Below are 23,373 nucleotides of genomic sequence, written 5' to 3'. Positions count from 1 at the left end.
ACCCGCCCCCGAGGGGGCGAGCTATCCGAAGATACCTGTTACAACAGAGGTAACGCCAATCGAATTCCCGCCCGGTGCGCCGGGCGAGGCGGTGGGGGCGCGGCGGAGTGCGGGCACCGGGCCGGGAACACCGAAACCCCGGGGACGCCCGCGAATCGCGAGCGTCCCCGGGGTCGACCGGCAGGGTCGAGCCGGTCCTGACGGGCAGGGCCTCCCCCGAGATGAGGCCCTGATCTCATCACAGCGACCGAGCCCGCAACCCCCCAAGCGGTGCCCGGTCACTTAGAAGGACGCAAACGAGGCACCCTGCGGTTGCTCAGGGTGAAAAGAATATTCCGGGAGGTCACAGCCCAGCGTGGAGCCCCTGGAAGAACCGTCCCGCGGCGGCCGCACCTGCCGTGGGGTCGGGGCTCTGCATCAGCACGGCGACGGCCACGTCTCCCTGCCATCCCACGAACCAGGCGAACGGCTTGCGGTTCTGCGAGGCGACGGCCGTGATGCCGTGGACGGGGTCGCCGGGGGCCGCGGCGGCACGTGCCGAGCCCGCGGTCACGCCACTGCGCATGAAGGTGCGGAGGGTGTCGACGGTCTTGTCGTCCAGTTTGATCGGATCGGGCGCCTTGTAAGGCTCGGTCTCCGTCGTGGGATCGGTGGTCCGAGGGTCGGTGACCAGAACCGGCGGACGCCAGGTGCCCGAGGCGACCGCCCCGGCGACCAGCGCCATGGAGAGCGGGCTGACCAGCACGTTCTGCCCGGCGAGTGCCTTCGCCGTGGCGGCGTCGTTCTTGAGCGGCCTCATGGAACCGCTGAACCCCTTCAGCGGCAGGGCCCAGGGCGCCCCGATGCCGAACTTCGCGGCGGCGGACGCCAGCTCGGAGCCGTCGATCCTGCGGGCCAGCGAGGCGAGCGCGGTCACGCAACCGGTGGCGAAGTTGGCCTGAAGGGTCGGCGTCACCCCGATGGGCGCGCCCTCCTGATGGAACGCGACACCACCGACGGTCCGGTCCGCGGGACAGGCCAGCTTCTGCTTGGGGCTGATCCGCGCCTTGAGCATGCCCTCGACGGACATGATGGAGAACGCGGTCCCCGCGGGGAACCTCCCGGCGAGGGCGTGCTTCTCCTGGTTGTACTCGTTGGTGCTGGACACCGCCAGAATGTCGCCGGTCGAGGCCTGAACCGCGACCATCATGCCGGACCCGCCCAGCAGCGCGCTGTCGGCCGCCTTCTGGTGGGCGCGGTCGAGCGTGGTCTGCACCGGCGAGGTGGAACGGTCGGGCCGCCACTTCTTGAGCTCGGTCACCTTGAGCGTCTTGAGATCGACAGTGATCACACGGGTGTCGGTCGAGCCGGTCAGGTGCTCCTGGTACGCCTTCTGCAGACCGGCCCTGCCGACCGTGTCCCCGGCCCGCTGCGGACCGCCGAGCTGCTGCTCGGTCTCGGGGGTGACGGCGGTGACGGTGCCGACGATCTGGGTGGGCGAGGCGGGGGCGACCGACTGCTCCTGCTGGGAGAGGATGATGCCGGGGATCGCCTCCAGCTGGGCGCGGAGCTGCCCGAACTTCGTACGGCCGAAGGTGACCAGCGGGACCTGGAGGTTGGGCTGGGCGGAACGGATCCGGCTCAGCAGGCGGTCATGCGGAAATCCAGTGATCTTGGAGAGCCGCTGGCAGAGCTTGTCCGCCTCGTCGTTCTTCAGATTGGCCGGAATCACGCTCGCCACGTGCAGGATGGCCTTCTCCTGCAGCGGGTCGCGGTTGCGGTCGAGGATCGGCTGGCGCCCCTCGGGGGTGACCTTCACGGCGAACCGCTGCCCCTCGCGCAGCTGGGGGTGGAGAACGCTGGGCGACCAGCGCACCTTCCAGCTGCCGTCGACCAGGTGCAGCGGGAGCTTGCCCTCGTACTCCCACAGGGGGTTGTTCTCCCCCAGGTCGACCTCGGCGTCGAAGTCGGCCTCGACCTCGTCCGCGGCGCGCCGCATGCTCTTGACGTTGAAGCGGAACGAGGCCGCGTCCAGCTGGAGTTTGGCGTCTTCGAGCGCCTTGCTGACAACCTTCTCATCGCCGTCGGTGCGCTTGGCCGCCGCGGCGTAGTCGCCCGTCTGCCAGCCGATCAGGAAGTCGCGCACCGCCTCGTGGGCCGAGGGCTCCTCGAAGCAGGCGGACAGCATGGGAGCCGTCACCGCCAGCGCGAGCGCCGCGGAGGCGGCACGCCTGGCCCTTCCTCTCACCGTCATCTGTTCCTGTGCCTGAGCGCGCGTGCCATCTCCCGCTTGGCCTGGTTCTCGGCCAGCGTCTGCCGCTTGTCCCAGTCCTTCTTTCCCTTGGCGAGGCCGATCTCGATCTTGGCCCTGCCGTCCTTGAAGTAGATGGCGAGCGGCACCAGGGTCAGGCCGCCCTCCTTGGTCTTGGCGACCAGCTTGTCGATCTCCTTGCGGTGCAGCAGGAGCTTGCGGGATCGGCGCGCGGCGTGGTTGGTCCAGGTACCCATGGTGTATTCGGGGATGTGGACGTTGATCAACCATGCCTCGCCGTCCTTGATGACGGCGTACCCGTCGAGGAGGGAGGCGCGGCCGAGCCGCAGTGACTTGACCTCCGTGCCCTGGAGCACAAGACCAGCCTCGTAGGTGTCCTCGATGTGGTAGTCGTGCCAGGCACGCTTGTTCTGGGCGATTACCTTCCGCCCGGTCTCACGTGGCATGTCTTGAGCCTACCGGTCAGCGGAGCCGCGAACCGCGCCCGAGAGCGGCGCGCGGGCGCCGGGCGCCCGCGCGACGGTCCTGGAGGGGCACGGGGGCGTCACACCCGCAGGTAGCGGCGGAGCGTGACGAAGGAGGCCAGCACACAGATGAACACACCGATGACCATGGTGAGACTGATCACCGAGGCGACCGTCTCCCAGGAGAGCTGGCTGTTGGGAGAGAGGTAGAGCTGCACCCCGTCGAAGAGGAAGACCTTGCTGACGATCAGCATCACCGCGGACACCACACCACCGATCAGACCGGCGATGACGCCCTCCATCACGAACGGGAGCTGGATGTAGAGGTTGGAGGCGCCCACCAGGCGCATGATGCCGGTCTCACGCCTGCGGTTGTACGCCGAGAGCCTGACGGTGTTGCCGATCAGCAGGGTGGCCGCGAAGACCAGGATGATCGCCACGATGAGGGCGGCCCAGCGGAGCTTCTCCAGCAGCCCGAAGAACTTCTCCAGGAGCTCCTTCTGGTTGACCACGTTGGAGACTCCCGGGGCGCCCTTGACCGCCTCGATCACCGGCCCGTAGGCCTCCGGGTCCTTGAGCTTGACCCGCAGCGACTCGGGCATGTCCTCGACCTGGATGGCGGAGAGCAGCACCGTGTTGTTGGCGTTCTGGTCCCGGAAGTTCTTGTAGGCCTCGGCCGCGTTCTCCACGGTGACCTGCTCGACCTGCGGCATGGCCTCGATGGTCGCCTTCAACTCGGCCTGCTCCTGGGCGTTGACACCGCCACTGCCCTTGCACTGCGGGAAGGGGTCGTTCTTCTTGCACAGGAAGACCGAGACCTCGACCTTGTCCGCCCAGAAGTCCTTCATGCTGGAGATCTGGGAGTTGATCATCAGACCGACGCCCAGCAACGCCATGCCGATCGCCACGGTCACGATGACCGCGATGGTCATCGTGAGGTTGCGGCGGAGGCCGATCCAGACCTCGGAGAAGATGAAGTTTGCCCGCATGCTCTTCCTGTCGCTCTTTCCGGTCCTGGTGTCAGTACGCCTGGCCGTACACGCCCCGCGACTGGTCACGGACGATCTTGCCGTCCTCCAGTTCCACCACCCGCTTGCGCATGGAGTCGACGATGGCCGCGTCGTGCGTGGCCATGACGACCGTGGTGCCGGTCCGGTTGATCCGGTCGAGCACCTTCATGATGCCGATGCTCGTCGCGGGGTCGATGTTTCCGGTCGGCTCGTCGGCCAGCAGGATCATCGGCCGGTTGACGAACGCCCGGGCCATCGCGACCCGCTGCTGCTCGCCACCGGACAGCTCGTCGGGCATTCGGTGTGCCTTGCCTTCAAGGCCGACGAGCTCGACGACCTCGGGGACCACCTTACGGATGAAACGCCGTGGCTTGCCGATCACCTCCAGAGCGAACGCGACATTTTCATACACGTTCTTGTTCGGGAGCAGCCGGAAGTCCTGGAAGACACAACCGATCCGGCGGCGCAGGTGCGGGATCTTGAAGTTGGACAGTCGGGCGAGGTCCTTGCCGGCCACGTGGATCGCGCCCGAGTTGGGGCGCTCCTCCTTCAGGACCAGGCGGAGAAAGGTCGATTTCCCGGACCCCGAGGGGCCAACGAGGAACACGAACTCGCCCTTGTCGACATCGACGCTGACGTGGTCCAGCGCGGGCCGGTTCTGGTTCGCGTAGACCTTGGTGACATTATCAAAATGGATCACGGGCGCATCACGGCATGCCAGTCTAGGGGGTAGGACGGTCGCAGGAGTGGCAGAGGGCCACTTCCACCTCTCGCCGATCGGGGGGCGCCGGTCATTTACGCTTGATCGACGTTCCGGTTGGCCGGAGCCCAGTCTAGGGGGAAGACTGGCATGGAACGTCCATAACGGAAACAAAACGATTCGGCGCCCGGTAACGACCGGATAAAGTGGTTCTGACCTCGAAGAGGGAGGACGGCATGAGCTGTGAAGACCTGGTCTGCGCGGGGTGTGCTCACCCCGTGGCCGAGGGCCGCTGCCCTCGCTGCCGCGCGTACCGCGCTCAGCACCACCACGGCCTCGGCGGCATGACCCCCGCGTTCATCGCCCTGGTGCTGATCGTGCTCTTCTTCCTCACCTTGGCCCTGAGACACCTCAGCGGGACCTGACGGCGTCCCTGGGGGGACACGGCCTCACGGACGCCCAGGCGCCCGTGAGGCGAGCACGCGGCCTACCCGCCCTCGACGCCCGCCTCCTGGCGGCGGGTCCAGCGGATCTCGGCCTCGATGAAGCCGTCCAGGTCTCCGTCGAGCACCGCGCTCGGGTTGCCCGCCTCGGCGCCCGTCCGCAGGTCCTTGACGATCTGGTACGGGTGCAGCACGTAGTTGCGGATCTGGGTGCCCCACGACGTGGTCGACTCGCCCCGGATCTCGTTCAGCGCCGCCGCCTCCTCCTGCCGCTTGCGCTCCAGCAGCTTGGACTGCAGGACCGCCATCGCGGTCGCCTTGTTCTGCAGCTGCGAGCGCTCGTTCTGGCAGGAGACCACGATGCCGGTGGGCAGGTGGGTCAGCCGGACCGCGGAGTCGGTCGTGTTGACGCCCTGGCCGCCGGGGCCCGAGGAGCGGTAGACGTCGACGCGCAGATCGTCCTCGTTGATGTCGATGTGGTCCGTCGTCTCGACGACCGGCACCACGTCGACGCCCGCGAAGGAGGTCTGCCGGCGGCCCTGGTTGTCGAACGGGCTGATGCGGACCAGGCGGTGCGTGCCGTGCTCGCCGCGGAGGGTGCCGTACGCGTACGGCGCCTTGACCGTGAAGGTCGTCGACTTGATCCCGGCCTCCTCCGCGTAGGAGGTCTCGTAGATGTCCGTCGGGTAGCCCTTGCGCTCGGCCCACCGCAGGTACATCCGCTGGAGCATCTGGGCCCAGTCGGCGGCGTCCACGCCACCGGCCTGGGACTGGATGGTGACGACCGCCTCACGGGCGTCGTACTCGCCGGACAGCAGGGTGCGGACCTCCAGCGCGCCGATGTCGTTCTTCAGGGACGCCAGCTCACGGTCGGCCTCCTGCTGGGTGTCCTCGTCGTCCTCGGAGGCGGCCAGCTCGTACAGGACTGAGAGGTCGTCCAGCCGCCGCCCCAGCGACTCGACCCTGTTGACCTCGCCCTGGAGGTAGGAGAGCTTGCTGGTGACCTTCTGTGCGCGCTCCTGGTCGTTCCACAGGTCCGGCGCGGCGGCCTGATCCTCCAGCTCCTCGATCTGCTTGCGAATCGCGCCGAGGTCGAGCACGTCCTGGATGCTGTTCAGCGTCCCGGTAAGCTCGTTGATCTGTTCTGCCGGATCGATGAGTGCCACGTCTGTAAAGGGTACGCGACCTTCGCACCCGATCGTGTACGGCACTCTCCCCCACCATGGCTAGCATGGCCCGCATCGGGGAGCATCGGGAGGTGGACGTGCGCGGACGCAGGCGAAGGGGCGTGCTCGCGCTCGCGCTGGCACTGGCCGCCGCGACCGCGGCGTGTTCCGATCCCCGTTCCGTCTCCGGTGACGCGCGGCCGGGGCGGAGCCCGTCGGGATCTCCGGCCGGTGACACGTCGGCCGCCCGCCCCACGACGGCGCCGTCGCTCCCAGCGCCTCCGGTCACCCTCGACGAGGCGGCGAAGGCCCTGGCCGGCGTCCTGGGCGCCGACGGGGTGCTGGGTGCGGCGACGCCGCACCTGGACGCCGACCGCAGGCTCATGCGGGAGCAGACCCGCGACGGGCAGGAGGCCCTCACGGTGGCGGCCTTCAACGGCTCCGCCGGGGCACTCCCCTCGTACACGTGGGGCGCCCCCGAGCTGCTGGTCCCGCGCGGGCAGGACGGCCCCCTCTGGTTCGCCGCGATCGTGGACCGCAGGGAGCCCTCCGGCGGGGTCCGCACCGCCGTGCTGACCCTCATGCGGTCACCCGGGGAGGATTGGCGGCTCAGCTCGACCTCGCTGCTCGATGAGGGCACCCGGCCCCCCGAGATCACCAAGGACGCCGACGGGTACGCGACGTCGCTGGGCGAGGATGACGCGACCGTGGCGATCAGCCCGCGGCTCATGGCCCCGCTGCACGCGACCTCGGCCGAGGAGGGCGAGCGGGGGTTCGCGGCCGGGCTGATCGAGAAGAGCCCGCACACGACCGGCTTCGCCGACGAGATCGCGAAGCGGCGCAGGGACGGGAAGAGCGCGTGCCTGGGCTACGACTCGATCTTCGCCGCGAGCAGCTACCCGGTGCACGCGTTGCGCACCACCGACGGCGGCGCGCTGGTCGTCTACTCGCTGATCAGGACGACGACCAGGAGCGTCAAGATCGATCCGTGCGCGTCGGACGCCCGTATCCCGCCGGACGCCAGGAAGCTGACGACCGAGAGCTTCATCCGTGAGGAACTGCGCACCGTGGAGACGCAGCTGTACGTGAGCACGGTCCCGGCCAAGGACAGCGGCCGGCCCGCCAGGGTCATCGGCTACCTGGGCGGCCTCACGAAGGTCATCGTGAGCTGACCGGTCCGCCCGGGTCCCCCGCGAGGGACCCGGGCGGGCGGCTCACGCCTCGGCGTGCGGGAGGTTGACGGTGGCCGCCAGCGTGCGGATCGCGCGCAGCGCCACCGACAGGGTCGCGAGGTCGAAGTTGTCGCTCTCCCAGATCTCCGACAGGGTCTGCTTCGCCCGCGAGACCGCGGCCGAGTTGGCCTCGGCCCAGCGCGCCAGGCGCTCCTCGGGCGACAGCCCCGGCGTGCTGTGCACCAGGACGTTGTGGGTGAGCGCCGCGTGCGCGGCGTAGAGGTCGTCGCGGAGCGCGGCCCGCGCCATGGAGTTCCAGCGGCTGTCCCTGGGCAGCGCGATGACGCGCTCGCGCAGCCTGGAGAGCTGAAGCCGGTCGGCGAGGTCGAAGTAGACCTCGGCGACGTCGTGCACCGGCCTGTCGGTGCGCGCGGCCACCTCGACCAGATCGAACGTGGAGTAGGCGGGCACCATCGCGGCGACGCGCTCGGCCAGCTCGGCGGGGACGCCCCGGGAGACGAAACCGTCGCGCCGCTCCTCGAACGCGACCAGGTCGGCCCCGGTCAGCAGCTTGGGCAGGTGCGGCAGCAGGCCGTTCATGCTCTTGGCGAAGAAGTCGACCGTGGAGGCCAGGTCCAGCGGCGGGCGCCGGTTGCCCAGCAGCCACCTGGTGCCCCGCTCGACGAGCTTGCGGGCCTCCAGCTCCATGGCGATCTGGGCGGAGGTGTCGACCTTGTTGTCCAGCTCCTCGATCTGGCGCCAGAGGCTGGGCAGGTCGAAGACCTCGCGCGTCACCAGGTAGGCGCGGGCGATGTCGGGAGTGGACGCGCCGCTCTCCTCACCGAGGCGGAACATGAAGGTGGTCCCGCTGGAGTTGACCAGGTCGTTCACCACACCGGTGGTGATGATCTCCCTCCGGAGCGGGTGGGTGTACATGTAGGCGCGAACCTCCCCGTTGCGCAGTGCCGAAGGGAAGTAGGACACCAGCCAGGACGTCAGGTAGGGATCGTCCGGCAGGTCGGAGGCGAGGATCTCGGCGTCGGTCACCAGCTTGGTGTAGGCCAGCAGCACCGAGAACTCCGGCGCGGTGAGTCCGAGCCCGGCCTGACGGCGCTCGGCGAGCGTCTTGTCCGACGGCAGGAACTCCAGCTCCCGGTTGAGCAGGCCGGCCCGCTCCAGCTTGCGCAGCTGGCGCGAGTGGATGTGCAGCATGTCGGCCGCCTGCTCGCGGGCGGCGGCCAGAACCACGTTCTGGTCGTAGTTGTCACGCAGGACCAGCTGGGCCACCTCGCCGGTCATGTCGAGGAAGAGCTGGTTGCGCCGCTTGTCGGTGAGATCCCCCTCCCGGATCGCCCGGTCCAGGAGGATCTTGATGTTGACCTCGTGGTCGGAGGTGTCCACACCGGCGGAGTTGTCGATGAAGTCGGTGTTGATCAGCCCGCCGTTGAGCGCGAACTCTATCCGGGCGAGCTGGGTGAAGCCCAGGTTGCCGCCCTCGCCGATCACCTTGCAGCGCAGCTCGGCGGCGGTGACCCGCAGGCCGTCGTTGGCCTTGTCGCCGACGTCGGCGTTGGACTCGCTCGCCGCCCTGACGTAGGTGCCGATGCCGCCGTTCCACAGCAGGTCGACCGGGGCTCGCAGGATGGCGCTGATCAGGTCGGCCGGGGCCAGCGACATCACGTCGTCGTCGAGGCCGAGCGCGGCGCGCATCTGCGCGGAGATGGGGATCGACTTGGCCGTACGGGGCCAGACGCCGCCTCCGGTGGAGATCAGCGAGGCGTCGTAGTCGGCCCATGAGCTGCGGGGCAGCGCGAACAGCCGGGCGCGCTCGGCGTAGCTCCGGGCGACGTCCGGGTGGGGGTCGACGAAGACGTGCCGGTGGTCGAACGCCGCGACCAGCCGGATGTGCTGGGAGAGCAGCATGCCGTTACCGAACACGTCACCGGACATGTCGCCGATTCCGGCCACGGTGAAGTCGGTGTTCTGGATGTCGACACCGGTCGTGCGGAAGTGGTACTTGACCGACTCCCAGGCGCCCCGGGCGGTGATGCCCATGGCCTTGTGGTCGTAGCCGATCGAGCCGCCGGAGGCGAAGGCGTCGCCCAGCCAGAAGCCGTACTCCTTGGACACGGCGTTGGCGATGTCGGAGAACGTCGCGGTGCCCTTGTCCGCGGCGACCACCAGGTAGGTGTCGTCCTCGTCGTGCCTGACCACGTCGGCGGGCGGGACGACCTGGCCGTCGACGAGGTTGTCCGTGAGGTCGAGCAGCCCGGAGATGAACATCCGGTAGCAGGCGATGCCCTCGGCCAGGGTGTCCTCTCGTGATCCCGACTTCGGCGGATTTTTGACGACAAAGCCACCCTTGGAGCCGGTGGGAACGATGACGGTGTTTTTCACCATCTGCGCCTTCACCAGCCCGAGCACTTCGGTGCGGAAGTCCTCCATCCGGTCCGACCAGCGCAGCCCACCCCGCGCGACCTTGCCGAACCGCAGGTGAACACCCTCGACCCGGGGCGAGTAGACGAACACCTCGAACTTCGGCCGGGGCAGCGGCAGCACGCTGATCGACGGCGAGTCCAGCTTCAGGCTGACGTACGGCTTGCGCTCGCCGCCGACCCGCTGGAAGTAGTTGGTCCGGAGCGTGGCCCCGATCATCTCCAGGTAGGCCCGCAGGATCCGGTCCTCGTCCAGGGAGGCCACCTCGTCCAGGGCCGCGAGGATCTCCTCGTGCAGCGCGTCGGCCAGGTCCGCGCGGACCTCCGCCGGGCGCCGGGGGTTGAGCCTGGCCTCGAACAGGCGCACCAGCAACCGCGCGAGCCGCACGTTGCCCATCAGCACCCGCTCGATGTACTCCTGGCTGAACGTGGTGCCCGCCTGGCGCAGGTACCTGGCGTAGACGCGCAGGATCTCGGCCTGCTCCCAGGTCAGACCGGCGGTCAGGACCAGCCCGTTGAACCCGTCGCTCTCCACCCGCCCGGCCCACAGGGCGCCGAACGCGTCCTGGAAGAGCCGCTTGAACTCGTCCCTGTCCACCTCGGGCGAGGGCGTGTAGCGCAGGCCGAAGTCGTAGATCCAGGCGTCCTTGGTCGCCGGGTCGTTGTCGCGGTCGATCTCGTACGGCCGCTCGTCGACCACCTCCACGCCCATCCGCTGGAGCAGCGGCAGCACCCTCGACAGGGAGACGGGCGCGCCGAGGCGGTAGAGCTTGAAGCGACGCTCTCCCTCCGAGGCGTCGTAGGGCTCGTAGAGGTTCATCCCGATCTCGTCGGAGGAGCCGGCCAGCGCCTCCAGGCGACGCAGGTCGGCGACCGCCATCCGGGCGGGGAAGTCGGCCTTGTACCCCTCGGGGAACGCCGAGGCGTAGCGGCGGACGAGCCCGGGGGCCTCGTCCTCGGGGCTCAGCTCGGTGATCGCGGTGACCAGGTCGTCCTCCCAGGACCTGGTGGCGGCGGCCAGCCTCGCCTCCAGTTCCTCGACGTTCACCGCGTCGGCGTGCAGCGGCCTGCCGCGCTCGCCACGCACGACCACGTGCAGCCGGGCGAGGGCCGACTCGCCGATCATCGCGCTGTAGTCGAAGGAGGTGCCGCCGAGCGCCCTGAGCAGGATGTCCTGCATCTTGACGCGGATCTTGGTGGTGTAGCGGTCGCGCGGAAGGTAGATCATGCACGAGACGTAACGGCCGTAGTCGTCAGGGCGGAGAAAGACCTTGACCTGCTTGCGCTCGCGGAGCCTGAGCACGCCGAGCGCGATCGGCAGCAGCTGCTCCACCGAGGTCTGGAAGAGCTCGTCCCTGGGGAAGGTCTCCAGGATCTCGATGAGGTCCTTGCCGTCGTGGCTGTCCGCGGTCAGGCCGGCGAGCACGATCACCTCGGCCAGCTTGCGCCGGAGCACCGGGACGCGCGAGATCGACTCACTGTAGGCCACATGGGTGAAGAGGCCGAGGAAGCGCCGCTCACCGACGACCTCGCCCGAGGCGTCGAAGAGCTTGACGCCCACGTAGTCGAGGTAGGCGGGCCGGTGGACCGTGGCGCGGGTGTTGGCCTTGGTGATGATCAGCATCTGCTGTTTCTCGCGGGCCTTGGCGCGCAGCTCGGGAGGGAGCGCGGCGAAGCTGCCGGAGTCGGCACGGTCGTTGCGGAGGATGCCCAGCCCGGTCCCGGGCATCGGGTGCAGCCTGTCGCCCTCCTCGCTCTCCTCCAGGCGGTATTCGCGGTAGCCCAGGAAGGTGAAGTGCCCGTCGGCCAGCCAGCGCATCAGCTCCAGGCTGTCCTCCACCCCGGCGGGGTCGAGGGGCGGCGGGTTGGCCGAGATGTCCTCGGCGGTCCGCAGGGCGAGCGCACGCATCTTGACGAAGTCCTCGACGGCGCCGCGCACGTCCTCCAGGACGCGCTGCAGTTCGGCCTCTATCGACCTGAGCACGGCGGGGTCGGCCTGCCTGTCGACCTCGAAGTGCATCCAGGACTCGGCGAGCATCTGCCCGGTGACGTCCTCCTGGCCGCGTCCGAGCAGCTTTCCGGTCATGTCCCTGCGCACCCGCATCTGCGGGTGGATGACCAGGTGGGTGCCGATGTCGTGGCGGTCGAGCTCCATCGTCACCGAGTCGACGAGGAAGGGCATGTCATCGGTGACGATCTCCACGATGGAGAACCCGGGGTCCCAGCCGTGCTCTTCCAGGCTCGGCGTGTAGGCCCGGACCAGGGCTCGGCCCTGGGGGCGCTCCCTGGCGAGCTGCCGCTGGGCGATCGCCGGGCCGTACAGATCGACCGGGTTCCGGCTCAGCAGGTCCTCCGGGGCGACATGCCGGTAGTAGAGCCGCAGAAAGGCGAGCGCCTCCTCCACGCTCACGTGGTCGCTGCCAGGTGTGTGCGCGCACGTCTCGGCGGCACTCCTCAGCAGCTCGTCCTTGGCCTCGTCGAGCGGCATGTCGCTCTCACTCCTTTGTGAGGGATTTTGCACATTTTGATGAGGAACCATGTTGAAACTCATGATTCCCGCCAGGGAGAAAGTGATGTCTCCGCACCCGCGTTCCGGTGTGCGGCGCCCTCTTCGGGCCACCCGTTCCCGGTCACGCTCCCCGTTCGGAGACCCGGGGCGCGGAACGCCCGCCACACGGTGGCCGTCTCGTCACGGGTGGGTGGGGTTCCGGCCGGTTGCCTCGGCTCGTCATGTGAGCCGAGATCTCTCACCGTCGCCCGCGGAGAACGGAAGGTCTCCGGGCCGGAGACGACGGACTCTCCCTGGGAGATGGCGGTAGGACAATCATCCCACAGGGTCGCCTCGGCGAGGCTACGGCGCAGCCGGGCGAGTCGGGTCTCGCTCCCTGCACCTCGCCCGGCGGGCGGGGCCGTCCGGCCCGCACTCCGCCCATCGGGCTTGGCCCGTGGCACGACACCTCCAGTGGCCCTTTGCCCCGATCCTCGTTGACCGGGGCACACCACCGTTACTGATATCACCCGAAAACCGGCCAAACGTCAATGTGACGTTCGACCGTCGTCCATGGAGTTGGAGCGGTCCCGCCGGACCACATCGAGGAATCCGGGAACCTCGCTCAGTTCCCGGAGCTCGATCTGGCACTCCTCGCATGTCATGAGGTGACGTTGGAACGCCTCGTGGTCCTCTTCGTCGAGCACCCCGAGGGCGTACGCCGCCACGTCATGATGCGGGGAGGGGAACATCAGCTCGCGACACCTCTCTCCTTCAGAACCTTTCGGAGAGCCCGGATCCCGTAGTAGAGCCGGGACTTGACCGTACCCGGCGGTATCCCGAGGATTTCCGCCGCCTCGTTAATCGTACGGTCCCGTAGGTAAGTCTGCTCTATGACTTCACGGTGTTCTGGGGACAGTTCTCGCAACGCCTCGGCGACGATCATCGCCTCCAGCGCGCGATCGGCTCCGTCGGGAACCGGCACAGCGTTCGCGTCGGCGGGTTCGACCTCCTGTGGTCTGGTCCCTCGCCTGCGACGACCGTCGATGACGATACGGCGGGCGACGGTGAGGAGCCAGGCCCACAACAGACCCGGCTCTCGTTGCAACCTCTCTGCGTTACGCCAGGCTCGGACGAGCGTCTCCTGGACGACGTCCTCCGCCCATTGCAGGTCGTTGCCTGTGGCCTTGCGCACATGACGGAGCAAGGGGACACCGAACTCCCGGTACAGGTCCTCTACCAGGACAACATCGGTGTCCGTGCTCTCGAACCGACTGTCGAGTTGACGACGCACGGGCACATCTTTACACCTTCGTTATCAGTCACGTCTGCAACTCCCGTAACTCCGGTCATTTCTAACTATCTACTCACTTCCCATGAACCGGCCCGGGTGATAGCGCGTACCTCCCCCCAAGTGCGCCCGCATCGGCGGGCCTCGGGGAAAGGAAACGACATGGCAGTGCGGCACATCCCGTGGCCGGTCGGAACTGTCCTCCTCCTGGCGTACCCGGTCCTCCCCGGGCCGGACGGCACGTTCGGCACCGCGCCGGGCACCGAGAAGGCCCTGGTAAAGGCCGGTATCTGAGAGCGGAACCGGGCCATGTTCAGATCACTGTTCCGCCGCTTCAAGAACGGCGAACCCCTGCTGTTCGGGGTCTTCATCGCGGTCGCCGCGGTGGCGGTCGTCCTGATCACCCCACCCGGCGGCACCGCGTCCCTGGCCACCGAGGGCTGGACCCAGACCCCGCAGGGGCCCCTGGGAGCGGCCGACCGCGACCTGCTGGTCAAGGTCCGCCTGGCCGGGCTCTGGGAGATTCCCAGCGGCCAGCAGGCCCAGCAACGGGCCGCGGGCAAGCGGGTGAAGGAGGTCGGCATGCACCTGATGACCGACCACCTCAAGCTCGACGAGGAGGTTCGCGCCCTCGCCGCCAAGCTGAACGTGCCGCTGCCCAGCCAGCCCAACGCCGACCAGCAGTCCTGGATGGCGCAACTGGCGGCGGTGAACGCCGGCGCCGAGTACGACCTGCTGTTCGCCCGGCTGCTGCGGCAGGCCCACGGCAAGGTCTTCACGGTGGTCGCCGCGGTACGCGCGGGCACCCGCAACGACCTGGTCCGGCCATTCGCCCAGCGGGCGGTGGAGGTGGTCATGAAGCACATGACCCTGCTGGAGAGCACGGGGCTGGTCGACTACTCGACCCTGCCGGAGCCCCCCGCGCCCTCGCCACCGCCCGTCACAGCCGCTCTCGACACACCTGTGAGGAGAGAACACGCTTGAAACGCATGAAACGCTCGCTCGTCCCCCTGTCAGCGCTGGCGCTCGCCGCCGGCACGCTCACCACCGTCACGTTCACGGCGGCGCGCACGGCCCCCGCCTACGCCGACCACTGCGATCCCGCCGAACAGGGCCAGAACCAGCGGAGCCAGCAGAACCAGGCACCCCCCACGCAGGACGCCCCGGCCGAGAATCCGCCGGCCCAGGACCAACCCGCCCAGGACCAACCCGCCCAGGACCAACCGGCACAGGACCAACCCCCGCAAGATCAGCCGGCTCAGAACCCGCCGGCGCAGGACCAGCCCGCCCAGGACCAGCCCGCCGACGCGCCCCCCGCGGCCGGAAGCCTCATCCAGGCGGCTCCCACGCCGCCACCGGCCGCCCCCGAGGAGTCCGTCGACCGGCAGACCGCCCAGAACAACATCGACTCCCGCCGCAGGCAGCCCACGCAGGCCCCAACTCAGGCGCCCACTCAGGCGCCCACCGATGCCCCGCCGGCCGACGCGCCCACGGACGCTCCCCCCGGCCAGACCCCCGCTCCCCCACAGGACGAGCAGGAGTGCGCCGACCTCGGGCCGTTCCCCGAGGACTTCATAGACATCCGGCAGGTCCAGCGGAACCTCCAGGACGTCAGGACCCGGCGCGGCGGCTCGGGCGGCACCTTCACCTCCCGGTGCGGCAGGAACGAGAACGGCCACCGCAACCCGGACAACTTCATCGTGGCCCCGGGGGTGAGCAACGGCGCCCACCACATCCACGACTACGTCGGGAACCTGTCGACCGACGCCTTCAGCACCGACCAGTCCCTGGCCGCGGCGGGCACCACGTGCGCGCTCGGCGACCGCTCGACCTACTTCTGGCCGGTCCTGCGCGACCGCACGTCCGACGCCAACGCCACCGACCCGGACGGCAACGTCGGCACCATCCTGCGGGCCCGCCAGGTGAGCCTGCAGTTCCGCGGCAACCCGGTGGCCAGGGTGACCGCCATGCCGCGCTTCATCAGGATGATCACCGGTGACGCCAAGGCCGCCACGAACGGCGGTGCGAACGCCCTGGCCAAGTGGACCTGCACCGGGTTCACCAACCGGATCACCACCAAGTACCCGCTCTGCCCCCGAGGCAGCCTGCTCGTGCGGATCCTGGACTTCCCCAGCTGCTGGGACGGCCAGAACACGGACAGCGCCAACCACCGCACGCACGTGCTGTTCCCCGACGCGGGCGGCGCCTGCCCGTCCGGTACCAGGCCGATCCCGCAGCTGCGGATGACCCTGGTCTACTCCACCCCGCGTACGGCCTCCTTCGCGCTGGACGCCTTCCCCGAGCAGCGCCACAACCCCGTCACCGACCACGCCGACTTCGCGAACGTGATGCCCGACCGGCTCATGAGGTTCGCCGTCGACTGCATCAACCGGGGGCGTCGCTGCTGACGATGTCCCCCGGAGTCCCCCGGAGCCGCCGCTCCCCGTCTCCGCGCCTCTTCCACACCCCCGCGGAGGCCGGGGAGCGGCATCTCGCAGTACCAGAGTCCATCCCCCTCGCACGCAGACGTCGTCGAACCGCTTCGCAGACAGGAGCAACAGGTGGGTAACAGACGGACTCCGCGACACACCCGCTCGGAGGCCGGGACAAGTCTCGACCGAAGACCCGCCAGGATCGGTCTCGGTGCCACGATCACGGTCTCCGTGGTCGGCCTGCTCATGCTCGGGCGGACCGGGCCCGGCATGGAGATGGCCGCGACCATCCGTGGGGTCTTCTCGTTCTTCGGGGGCGTGATCGCCCTCGTGTCGTTCACCGCGACCGTGGCACTCGGCCTGCTGTCGGCCGACCGGATCGTGCTGCCCGTCCCGGGCCGGATCCGCTCCCAGTTCGTGCACCGGGCCACCGCCATGATCGGTATGGGCTCCCTGGGCATCCACGTCACCATGAAGATCATCGAAAGCAGGACCTCTCCCGCCTCCGCCGTGGTCCCGCTGGCCACCGGCGGCCAGGGTCTGTACGTCGGTTTCGGCGCCATCGCCTCCGACCTGATGATCCTCGTCTTCCTCACCGGGGTCGCCCGGGCCAGGTTCGCGGAGAACAACAGGCCGTGGCTCTGGCGGCTGCTGCACGGCTCCGCCTACCTGGCGTGGCCGCTGGCGGTCCTGCACGGGCTGACCGCGGGCCGCCGTCCCGCCGAGTGGGTGACCTGGAGCTACGTGATCTGCCTGGTCGCGGTGGGCGCGGCCCTGCTGATCAGGGTGATCTCCGAGCTGCAGCCCGGGCAGATCCCGGTACGCGAGGAGGCCGCCGTGGAGGCGCCCGCCGCCGCGGAGCTGACCCCGCCCACGAGCATCATCGGCCGCATCCCGCGCCAGGTGCGCGAGAACCCACCGGAGCTTCGCCGCATCGGAGGCGTTGGATGATCCCTTACCGCGTTCCCCCGGTCCGGCAACTGGGGCCGGCCCGGCTGACCGCCGGGCTGGAGGACTGCCGCAGGATGGACCTCGCGGCCCACCGCGACATGCACGGCACGGCGCCCGGCATGTCCGGCGAGGAGCTGGCGGCGCTGGCCGACGAGGTGGACATGCGCGGGCGGGGCGGGGCCGCCTTCCCCTTCGCCCGCAAGGTCCGCGCGGTGATGGACAAGAAGCCGGAGAAGATCGTCCTGGTCAACGCGGCCGAGGGCGAGCCGGCCAGCAGCAAGGACACGATGCTGCTCACCAGAACCCCCCACCTGGTCATCGAGGGGGCGCTGCTCGCGGCGGGCGCGATCGGCGCCAAGCAGGTCGTGATCGCGACGGTCGAGGGCGGCATGGGCCAGACCTCCGTCACCGCCGCGGTCGAGGAGCGGGGCATCGGCGACCAGGTCCGGGTGGCCGGCATCGTCGAACGGTTCATCTCCGGCGAGGGCGGCGCCCTGGTCAGGTCAGTGAACGGGCAGGTAGGAGAGCCGCCGGGCCGCAAGGTCAGGGCCGTCGAGAGCGGGGTGAACGGGCTGCCCACCCTGCTGTCCAACGCCGAGACCTACGCCCAGCTCGCGGTCCTCGCGACCCTGGGCGCCGAGCGGTACGCCGACGTCGGCACGGCGCGCGAGCCCGGCACGGTGCTGCTCACCGTGGGAGGTTCGGCCAAGGCCCCGGCCGTCGTCGAGGTCGCGACCGGCACGCCGCTCTACGCCGTCCTGGACGCCTGCCAGGCATCCACCGGCGACGGCGTGCTGGTCGGCGGCTACCACGGCGCGTGGCTCCACGCGGACGCCGCGGCCGTGGCGACCGTCTCCCGGCAGGGCATCGCCGAGGCGGGCGGCCAACTCGGCGCCGGGATCATCGTGCCGCTCGGCGGGGAGACCTGCCCGCTGGGCGAGACGGTCAGGGTGGCGAGATACCTGGCCGCCCAGTCGTCGGGGCAGTGCGGTCCGTGCCGTCTCGGCCTCCCGGGCGTCGCGCAGTCGATGGCCGAGGTCATGGGCGGCTCCGCCGCCGCCCTGGACGAACTGCGCGCCAGGGCGGCGAGCGTCAAGGGCAGGGGCGCGTGCTTCCACCCCGACGGTACGGCCAGGTTCGTGCTGTCGGCGCTGGACGCCTTCCCCGACGACATCGAGGAACACCTCCTGCACGGCACCTGCGGGCGCCCGGTGCACGGCGTGCTCCCCCTGCCCCCGCAGGAGAACGAGCCCGAGGTGAAGCTGACCGTGGACTGGACCCGCTGCCAGGGCCACGGCCTGTGCGCCCGGCTCGCCCCCGACCTCGTCCGGCTCGACGAGCACGGCTACCCGGTGTTCGGCCGCGACACCGTACCCGCCCAGTTCCGGCGGATGGCCCGCAGGGCCGTCGAGATGTGCCCCGCCCTCGCACTGCGCGTGGTGCAGGGGACCTGACCCCGTCGAGACCCGTCGCGCGAACGGTGATGTGAATGTGACCAACCAGGTGATGGATGCGGTCGTCCTATCGGGTAGTCGACACGGAACCTCGGGGAGAACGCATGCGGACCGCTCCTGACAGGCGGGCATTCCTTCGTACCGGCGGCCTGGCCGCTCTGGCACTGGGCGCTCAGGGCACACCCGCCCTGGGCGCCACCGGCGTGACCGGCCGGGATACCACGGGCGCCGCGAGCGGCCCGCGCCCCGCCGACTGGCGGGCCCTGGCCGACGGGCTGGCCGGCAAGGTCATCCGGCCTGGCGACGCCTCGTACGACAGCGCACGCCGGCTGTTCAACCCCACCTTCGACGCGGTGCGGCCCGCGGGCGTGGCCTACTGCGCCAACCCCTCCGACGTCGCCGAGTGCGTCGGCTTCGCGCGCCGGCTGAACGTGCCGCTGGCCGTGCGGTCCGGCGGGCACTCCTACGCTGGCTGGTCCACCGGGACCGGCCTGGTCCTGGACGTGTCCCGGATGGGCAAGGTGAGCCACACCGCCGGGCGGGCGAGGGTCGGGGCGGGCGCCAAGCTGATCGACGTCTACGACAGGCTCGCCGCGAGCGGGGTCAGCATCCCCGCCGGGACCTGCGCCACGGTCGGGGTGAGCGGGCTGGCCCTGGGCGGCGGCATCGGCGTGGTCTCCAGGAAGTACGGCCTGACCTGCGACGTGATGGAGTCCGTCCAGATCGTCACGGCCGATGGACAGTTGCTGACCTGCGACGCGAACCACAACGCCGACCTGTACTGGGCCTCCCGGGGCGGCGGCGGGGGCAACCTCGGCGTGGCGGTCTCCTTCGAGTTCCGGACCCACCCGGCCCGCGAGGTCACGGTGTTCTTCCTGCACTGGCCGTGGTCGAAGGCGGCCAGGGCGCTGCGCGCCTGGCAGGCGTGGGGCCCCTCGGCCCCGGACGCCCTGTGGTCGGGCATGCACCTCAGCCGCGACGGCGGGATGGACGTGCAGGTCGTCGGGCTCTACCTCGGCGGCAAGGCCGACTGCGAGCGGCTGCTCGACCGGCTGGCCGACGCGGCCGGGTCGCCCTCGTCGAGCTACGTCCGGCAGACCTCCTACCGCCAGGCCATGCTGACCATGGCGGGTTGCGGCTCGCTCTCGGTCACCCAGTGCCACCTGGGCGGGTCCCTGCCGGGGCAGACCAGGGGCGGGCGGCTGTCCAGGGACACCTTCACCGCCAAGTCGCACATGGCCTACCGCCCGCTCTCCGAGGCCGGGGCCGGGACCCTGGTCGCCCAGGTCGCCCGCCCCGGCAACCACACCGTGCTGCTGGACGCCCTCGGCGGCGCCGTCGCCCGGGTCCGCCCCGACGCCACCGCCTTCCCGCACCGGGCCGCCCTCTACAGCGTGCAGTACTACGCCCACCGCGCCGGAGCGGCCGCCTGGGCCAGGACCGCGCACGCGGCGATGCGACCCCACTTCGGCGACCACGCCTACGTCAACTACATCGACCCCGAGCTCGGCGGCTGGCGCGCGGCCTACTACGGGGCGAACGCCACCAGGCTCGCCCAGATCAAGGCCGCCCGCGACCCGGGCCGGCTGTTCCGGCTCCCCCAGGGAATCTGACCCCGGGGGCCGCTCCTTTGATCGGCGAGTCCCACCCCGAGACATCGTCCCCCGGGCCGGATACGGTGTGGCGACCGGCTCGGGAGGCACAGTGGCGGCGGCAGCGGCGCGCATCGCGTGGTCATGGTGCGCCCTGACCCTGGTGCTGACCGTGCTCGCCGTCGTCCTGGCCGTTCTCAACGGGACGAATCCGCTCAACCTGTCCCACCTGCTGTTCGTGGCGGCCTGCGCGCTGGCGGGCGGCCTCATCGGTTCGCGCCGTCCCGAGCACGGAGTGGGCCGGCTGTTGACGGCGAGCGCGTTCTGCTTCGCGCTCATGGAGTTCTGCGGGCAGTACGCGATCCTCGGCCTCGTCACCCGTCCCGGGCTGCCACTGGCCGAAGCCCTGGCCTGGCCGCAGACCTGGCTCTGGGTGCCGGCGAACCTGTCGGCCTGCCTGATCCCGCTGTTCTTCCCCGATGGGCGGCTGCCCTCGGCGGGAGCCCGCCGGCTGGCGATCGGCGCCACCGCCGCGGGAGCGGTGACCATGGTGGCCGGCGCGTTCCGGCCCGGTGAGAACAGCCAGGTCGCCGAGGGCGGCGGTGTGGTCAACCCGCTCGGAGTGGCCGGTCTCGCGGACGTGGCACCGGTGGTGGAGACGGCGATGACCGCCCTGTTCGCCGTGGTGTTCTTCGCGGGCGCGCTGGACCTGGGCGTACGGGCTCTTCGGAGCGGCGGCCGGGAGCGCCGCCAGGTCGCCTGGCTGGTCTACGCGGTCGGCATCGAGGCGGTGGTCGTCGCGGCCAGGCTGGCGGCCGGGCTGACCGACGACGTCCCCGGCTCCATCTGGCCCATGACCAACACCCCGTGGGAGCTGGCCGGCGGAGTCGGCGTGACCCTCCTGCCGGTCGCCATCTGCGTCGCGATCCTGCGCCACCGGCTCTTCGACATCGACCTGGTGATCAACCGGACGCTGGTCTACGCGCTGCTGTCGGGGTGCGTGACCGGCGGGTACGTGGTCGTGGTCGGCTACCTCGGCGCGCTCTTCCCCACCGGGGACCTGCCGATCTCGATCCTGGCCGCCGGGCTCGTGGCCCTCGCCTTCGCGCCGCTGCGGGAATGGCTGCGGGGCTGGGTCAACCTGCTGATGTACGGGGAGCGTGACGATCCGTACGCGGCGCTCACCCGCCTGGGCCGCAGGCTGGAGAGCACCGCCGAACCGGGCACCGTGCTGCCGGGGGTCGCCCGGTCGGTCGCCGAGGCACTGCGCCTGCCGTACGCGGCGGTCGAGACGGCCGGCGGCGCGCGGTACGCGTCCGGCACGCCCGCAGGGGAGCTCGTACGGCTGCCACTGACGCACAACGGCGAGCGGGCCGGCGACCTCATCCTGTCGCCCAGGCCGGGAGAGAGCGGGTTCGGCCCCCGCGACCTGCGCGTCCTCGGCGACCTGGCCAGGCAGATCTCGGTGGCCGTGCACGCCGTACGGCTCTCCGCCGACCTGCGGCGCTCGCGGGAGCGGCTGGTGATGGCCCGCGAGGAGGAGCGGCGCAGGCTGAGGCGCGACCTGCACGACGGGCTCGGGCCCACGCTGGCCGCGCTGACCATGCGTGCCGAGGCCGTGCACGACCTGGTCGAGGACGAGCACGCGCGGCGACTGCTGGCCGAGATCGTCTCCGACGCCGAGGCCGCGGTGGCCGACGTGCGGACCCTGGTGGACGGCCTGCGCCCACCCGCGCTGGACTCCCTGGGGCTGCTCGGCGCGCTCCGCGCCCATACGATCCGGCAACCGGCCGGCCTGCGCGTGGCCCTGCGCGCCCCGGACGGCCTGCCGCCGCTGCCGGCCGCCACCGAGGTCGCCGCCTACCGGATCGCGTCCGAGGCGCTGGCCAACGTGCGCAGGCACGCCGGAGCGACCCGCGCGGAGCTGCGGATCGAGATGGCGGACGGCACGCTGCGGCTGGAGGTCTCCGACGACGGCCGGGGGATGCGCCGGGAGGCGCCCGTCCCCGACGGCCCCGGAGGGCTGGGCCGCGCGGGGGTCGGGCTGGCGTCGATGCGGGAGCGCGCTGTGGAGTTGGGCGGATCGTGCGTGTTCGAGGAGCATCCGGGAGGCGGGACCCTTGTCAGGGTCGTGCTGCCGGCGGCCGAGGAAGGAGGCAGTGGTGATCCGGATCCTGCTGGTTGACGACCATCCGGGTTTTCGCGCGGGGCTGCGGACCCTGCTGTCGACGACCGAGGGGATCGAAATCGCCGACGAGGCGGCCAGCGGCGAGCAGGCGCTGGCCCTGGTCGGGCGGGCGCAGCCCGACGTGGTCCTGATGGACCTGGCGATGCCGGGGATGGGCGGGGTCGCGGCCACCGAGCGGCTCACCCACGACCACCCGCACATCCGGGTGGTCGTGCTCAGCATGTCGGACGACGACGACTCGGTGTTCGCGGCCATGCGAGCCGGCGCCAGGGGCTACGTTCTCAAGGGCGCGAGGAAGGCGGAGATCGTCCGGTCCGTGCAGGCGGTGGCCGAGGGCGAGGCCATCTTCGGCCCGGCCATCGCCACCCGGCTGGTGAGCTACTTCGGCGAGCAGGGGCGCGAGCACGGGCGGGAGGAGGCGCTGCCCGAGCTGACCAGACGGGAGCGGGAGATCCTCGGCCTGGTCGCCGAGCATCTGACGAACCCGCAGATCGCCGCCAGGCTCGGGCTGAGCCAGAAGACCGTGCGCAATCACGTGTCGGCCGTCTTCACCAAGCTCCAGGTGGCGGACCGGGCACAGGCGATCATGCGCGCGCGGGAAGCGGGGTTGTGACCTGCCCGCTGACCTCCCCACTCCACTCGGCGTCCGGCATCCGCAGCACGCGCAGCGCGATCCAGCCGTACGCGGCCAGGTGGAACAGGGCGCCCGTCGCCTGCACGGCCGGTGCCTGGTCGACGGCCAGGAAGGGGACCAGCGTTCCCGCGAACGCGGTGACCGGCACCCACCAGGGGGCGATCCTGACCGCGGCCAGCGCGATGAGCAGGGTGAACAGCCCGACGTGGGCGAGGAAGGCGGGCAGCAGCATGCCGTACAGGAATCCCCACAGCTCGCCGGCCCGGGCCGTGACCGCCTCCGCCTGCGCGTCGGGCAGCATCTGAGCCAGGGCCAGGTCGTAGAAGTCGGTGGTGAAGAGCGTCAGCGCGTGCCCGCAGCCGATCAGGCCGATCGCGGCCCCCACGTTGCTCGTCCTCGGGGCGCGCCTGCGCAGCAGGTGGGCCAGGGCGAAGGTCACCGGGATGAGGGCGAGCGCGGCCCACAGGTAGAGAAGCGCGCTGACCTGCACCGTCGTCGCGTTCTCCCGGAAGACCGCGGGGGCGTGGCTTCTTCCCGGCGGCGCGGTGAGGAAGGCGAGGAACTCCAGCAGCGGCCAGGCGAGCAGGGCGATGCCGGCGACGATCCGGCGGAACGAATCAGGATTTTTCATCACCTGGACAGCGAACCCGGACCCCGTCCCAGGCCGCCTGGGCCGATGCCCCCGACTCCCGGGAGGAATGT

At 70.4% G+C, this 23,373-nt stretch carries 19 protein-coding genes; 10 read left to right on the top strand and 9 right to left on the bottom strand.

What is annotated here, in order from left to right:
• Positions 1-343: 343 nt before the first annotated feature.
• The 4 genes from ACWD3H_RS15710 to ftsE all read right to left on the bottom strand — a co-directional run bounded on the left by ACWD3H_RS15710 (position 344) and on the right by ftsE (position 4,425).
• Positions 344-2,233 (bottom strand): penicillin-binding transpeptidase domain-containing protein, encoded by a 1,890-nt coding sequence (locus ACWD3H_RS15710; protein WP_451955449.1) that lies wholly within the window; start codon positions 2,231-2,233, stop codon positions 344-346.
• Positions 2,230-2,697, bottom strand: a complete 468-nt coding sequence (smpB, locus tag ACWD3H_RS15705; RefSeq protein ID WP_350920945.1) for an SsrA-binding protein SmpB — start codon at positions 2,695-2,697, stop codon at positions 2,230-2,232. The genes ACWD3H_RS15710 and smpB overlap by 4 nt, the downstream gene beginning before the upstream one ends.
• 98 nt (positions 2,698-2,795) lie before the next feature.
• Positions 2,796-3,704 carry a permease-like cell division protein FtsX gene (gene ftsX / locus ACWD3H_RS15700; protein ID WP_350920942.1) on the bottom strand — a complete coding sequence of 303 codons (909 nt, stop codon included), beginning with the start codon at positions 3,702-3,704 and terminating at the stop codon, positions 2,796-2,798.
• Between the two features lie 31 nt (positions 3,705-3,735).
• Entirely contained in the window at positions 3,736-4,425 is a 690-nt protein-coding gene (gene ftsE, locus ACWD3H_RS15695; RefSeq protein ID WP_012888192.1) for a cell division ATP-binding protein FtsE, read from the bottom strand.
• A gap of 236 nt (positions 4,426-4,661) precedes the next feature.
• On the opposite strand from ftsE, the gene ACWD3H_RS15690 reads away from it, so the two are divergent.
• Positions 4,662-4,850, top strand: coding sequence for a hypothetical protein (locus tag ACWD3H_RS15690; protein WP_350920940.1), 189 nt, complete (start codon positions 4,662-4,664; stop codon positions 4,848-4,850).
• Between the two features lie 62 nt (positions 4,851-4,912).
• Here the strand turns inward: ACWD3H_RS15690 and prfB are convergent, their stop codons facing one another.
• A complete protein-coding gene (gene prfB, locus ACWD3H_RS15685) occupies positions 4,913-6,034 on the bottom strand; it encodes a peptide chain release factor 2 (protein WP_451955448.1) in 1,122 nt (373 codons plus the stop codon).
• 65 nt (positions 6,035-6,099) lie between these two features.
• Between prfB and ACWD3H_RS15680 the strand changes: the two genes are divergently transcribed.
• Positions 6,100-7,206, top strand: coding sequence for a hypothetical protein (locus tag ACWD3H_RS15680; protein WP_451955447.1), 1,107 nt, complete (start codon positions 6,100-6,102; stop codon positions 7,204-7,206).
• A 42-nt stretch (positions 7,207-7,248) separates the two neighbouring features.
• Here ACWD3H_RS15680 and ACWD3H_RS15675 read toward each other — a convergent pair whose 3' ends face one another.
• The 3 genes from ACWD3H_RS15675 to ACWD3H_RS15665 form a co-directional block, all read right to left on the bottom strand.
• Positions 7,249-12,129, bottom strand: coding sequence for an NAD-glutamate dehydrogenase (locus ACWD3H_RS15675; RefSeq protein WP_451955446.1), 4,881 nt, complete (start codon positions 12,127-12,129; stop codon positions 7,249-7,251).
• A gap of 548 nt (positions 12,130-12,677) precedes the next feature.
• A complete protein-coding gene (locus ACWD3H_RS15670) occupies positions 12,678-12,881 on the bottom strand; it encodes a zf-HC2 domain-containing protein (protein WP_350920930.1) in 204 nt (67 codons plus the stop codon).
• Positions 12,881-13,423, bottom strand: a complete 543-nt coding sequence (locus tag ACWD3H_RS15665; RefSeq protein WP_350921124.1) for a sigma-70 family RNA polymerase sigma factor — start codon at positions 13,421-13,423, stop codon at positions 12,881-12,883. Before ACWD3H_RS15665 ends, ACWD3H_RS15670 begins: the two co-directional genes overlap by 1 nt.
• A gap of 159 nt (positions 13,424-13,582) precedes the next feature.
• On the opposite strand from ACWD3H_RS15665, the gene ACWD3H_RS15660 reads away from it, so the two are divergent.
• The 8 genes from ACWD3H_RS15660 to ACWD3H_RS15625 all read left to right on the top strand — a co-directional run bounded on the left by ACWD3H_RS15660 (position 13,583) and on the right by ACWD3H_RS15625 (position 22,650).
• Positions 13,583-13,714: a hypothetical protein gene (locus tag ACWD3H_RS15660; RefSeq protein WP_355558208.1), complete on the top strand. Its 132-nt coding sequence runs from the start codon at positions 13,583-13,585 to the stop codon at positions 13,712-13,714.
• A 15-nt stretch (positions 13,715-13,729) separates the two neighbouring features.
• Positions 13,730-14,404 carry a DUF4142 domain-containing protein gene (locus ACWD3H_RS15655; protein ID WP_451955445.1) on the top strand — a complete coding sequence of 225 codons (675 nt, stop codon included), beginning with the start codon at positions 13,730-13,732 and terminating at the stop codon, positions 14,402-14,404.
• A 5-nt stretch (positions 14,405-14,409) separates the two neighbouring features.
• Positions 14,410-15,828, top strand: coding sequence for a DUF1996 domain-containing protein (locus tag ACWD3H_RS15650; RefSeq protein ID WP_451955444.1), 1,419 nt, complete (start codon positions 14,410-14,412; stop codon positions 15,826-15,828).
• 153 nt (positions 15,829-15,981) lie between these two features.
• The gene (locus ACWD3H_RS15645; RefSeq protein ID WP_355558200.1) at positions 15,982-16,803 is read left to right on the top strand and encodes a hypothetical protein; all 822 of its coding nucleotides are present in this window, start codon (positions 15,982-15,984) and stop codon (positions 16,801-16,803) included.
• Complete coding sequence (locus ACWD3H_RS15640) at positions 16,800-18,257, top strand: NADH-ubiquinone oxidoreductase-F iron-sulfur binding region domain-containing protein (RefSeq protein ID WP_355558197.1); 1,458 nt, start codon at positions 16,800-16,802, stop codon at positions 18,255-18,257. Before ACWD3H_RS15645 ends, ACWD3H_RS15640 begins: the two co-directional genes overlap by 4 nt.
• A gap of 104 nt (positions 18,258-18,361) precedes the next feature.
• Positions 18,362-19,870, top strand: a complete 1,509-nt coding sequence (locus tag ACWD3H_RS15635) for an FAD-binding oxidoreductase (protein WP_451955443.1) — start codon at positions 18,362-18,364, stop codon at positions 19,868-19,870.
• Between the two features lie 91 nt (positions 19,871-19,961).
• Positions 19,962-22,034: a sensor histidine kinase gene (locus ACWD3H_RS15630; RefSeq protein WP_451955442.1), complete on the top strand. Its 2,073-nt coding sequence runs from the start codon at positions 19,962-19,964 to the stop codon at positions 22,032-22,034.
• Complete coding sequence (locus tag ACWD3H_RS15625; RefSeq protein ID WP_355558188.1) at positions 22,012-22,650, top strand: response regulator transcription factor; 639 nt, start codon at positions 22,012-22,014, stop codon at positions 22,648-22,650. The genes ACWD3H_RS15630 and ACWD3H_RS15625 overlap by 23 nt, the downstream gene beginning before the upstream one ends.
• Here ACWD3H_RS15625 and ACWD3H_RS15620 read toward each other — a convergent pair.
• Positions 22,622-23,302, bottom strand: coding sequence for a hypothetical protein (locus ACWD3H_RS15620; protein WP_451955441.1), 681 nt, complete (start codon positions 23,300-23,302; stop codon positions 22,622-22,624). The genes ACWD3H_RS15625 and ACWD3H_RS15620 overlap by 29 nt on opposite strands.
• Between the last annotated feature and the right edge of the window lie 71 nt (positions 23,303-23,373).

Source organism: Streptosporangium sp. NPDC002607, assembly GCF_053592655.1.
Note: the sequence above shows the minus strand (reverse complement) of the source record. Positions and strands in the feature narration are given on the sequence as shown.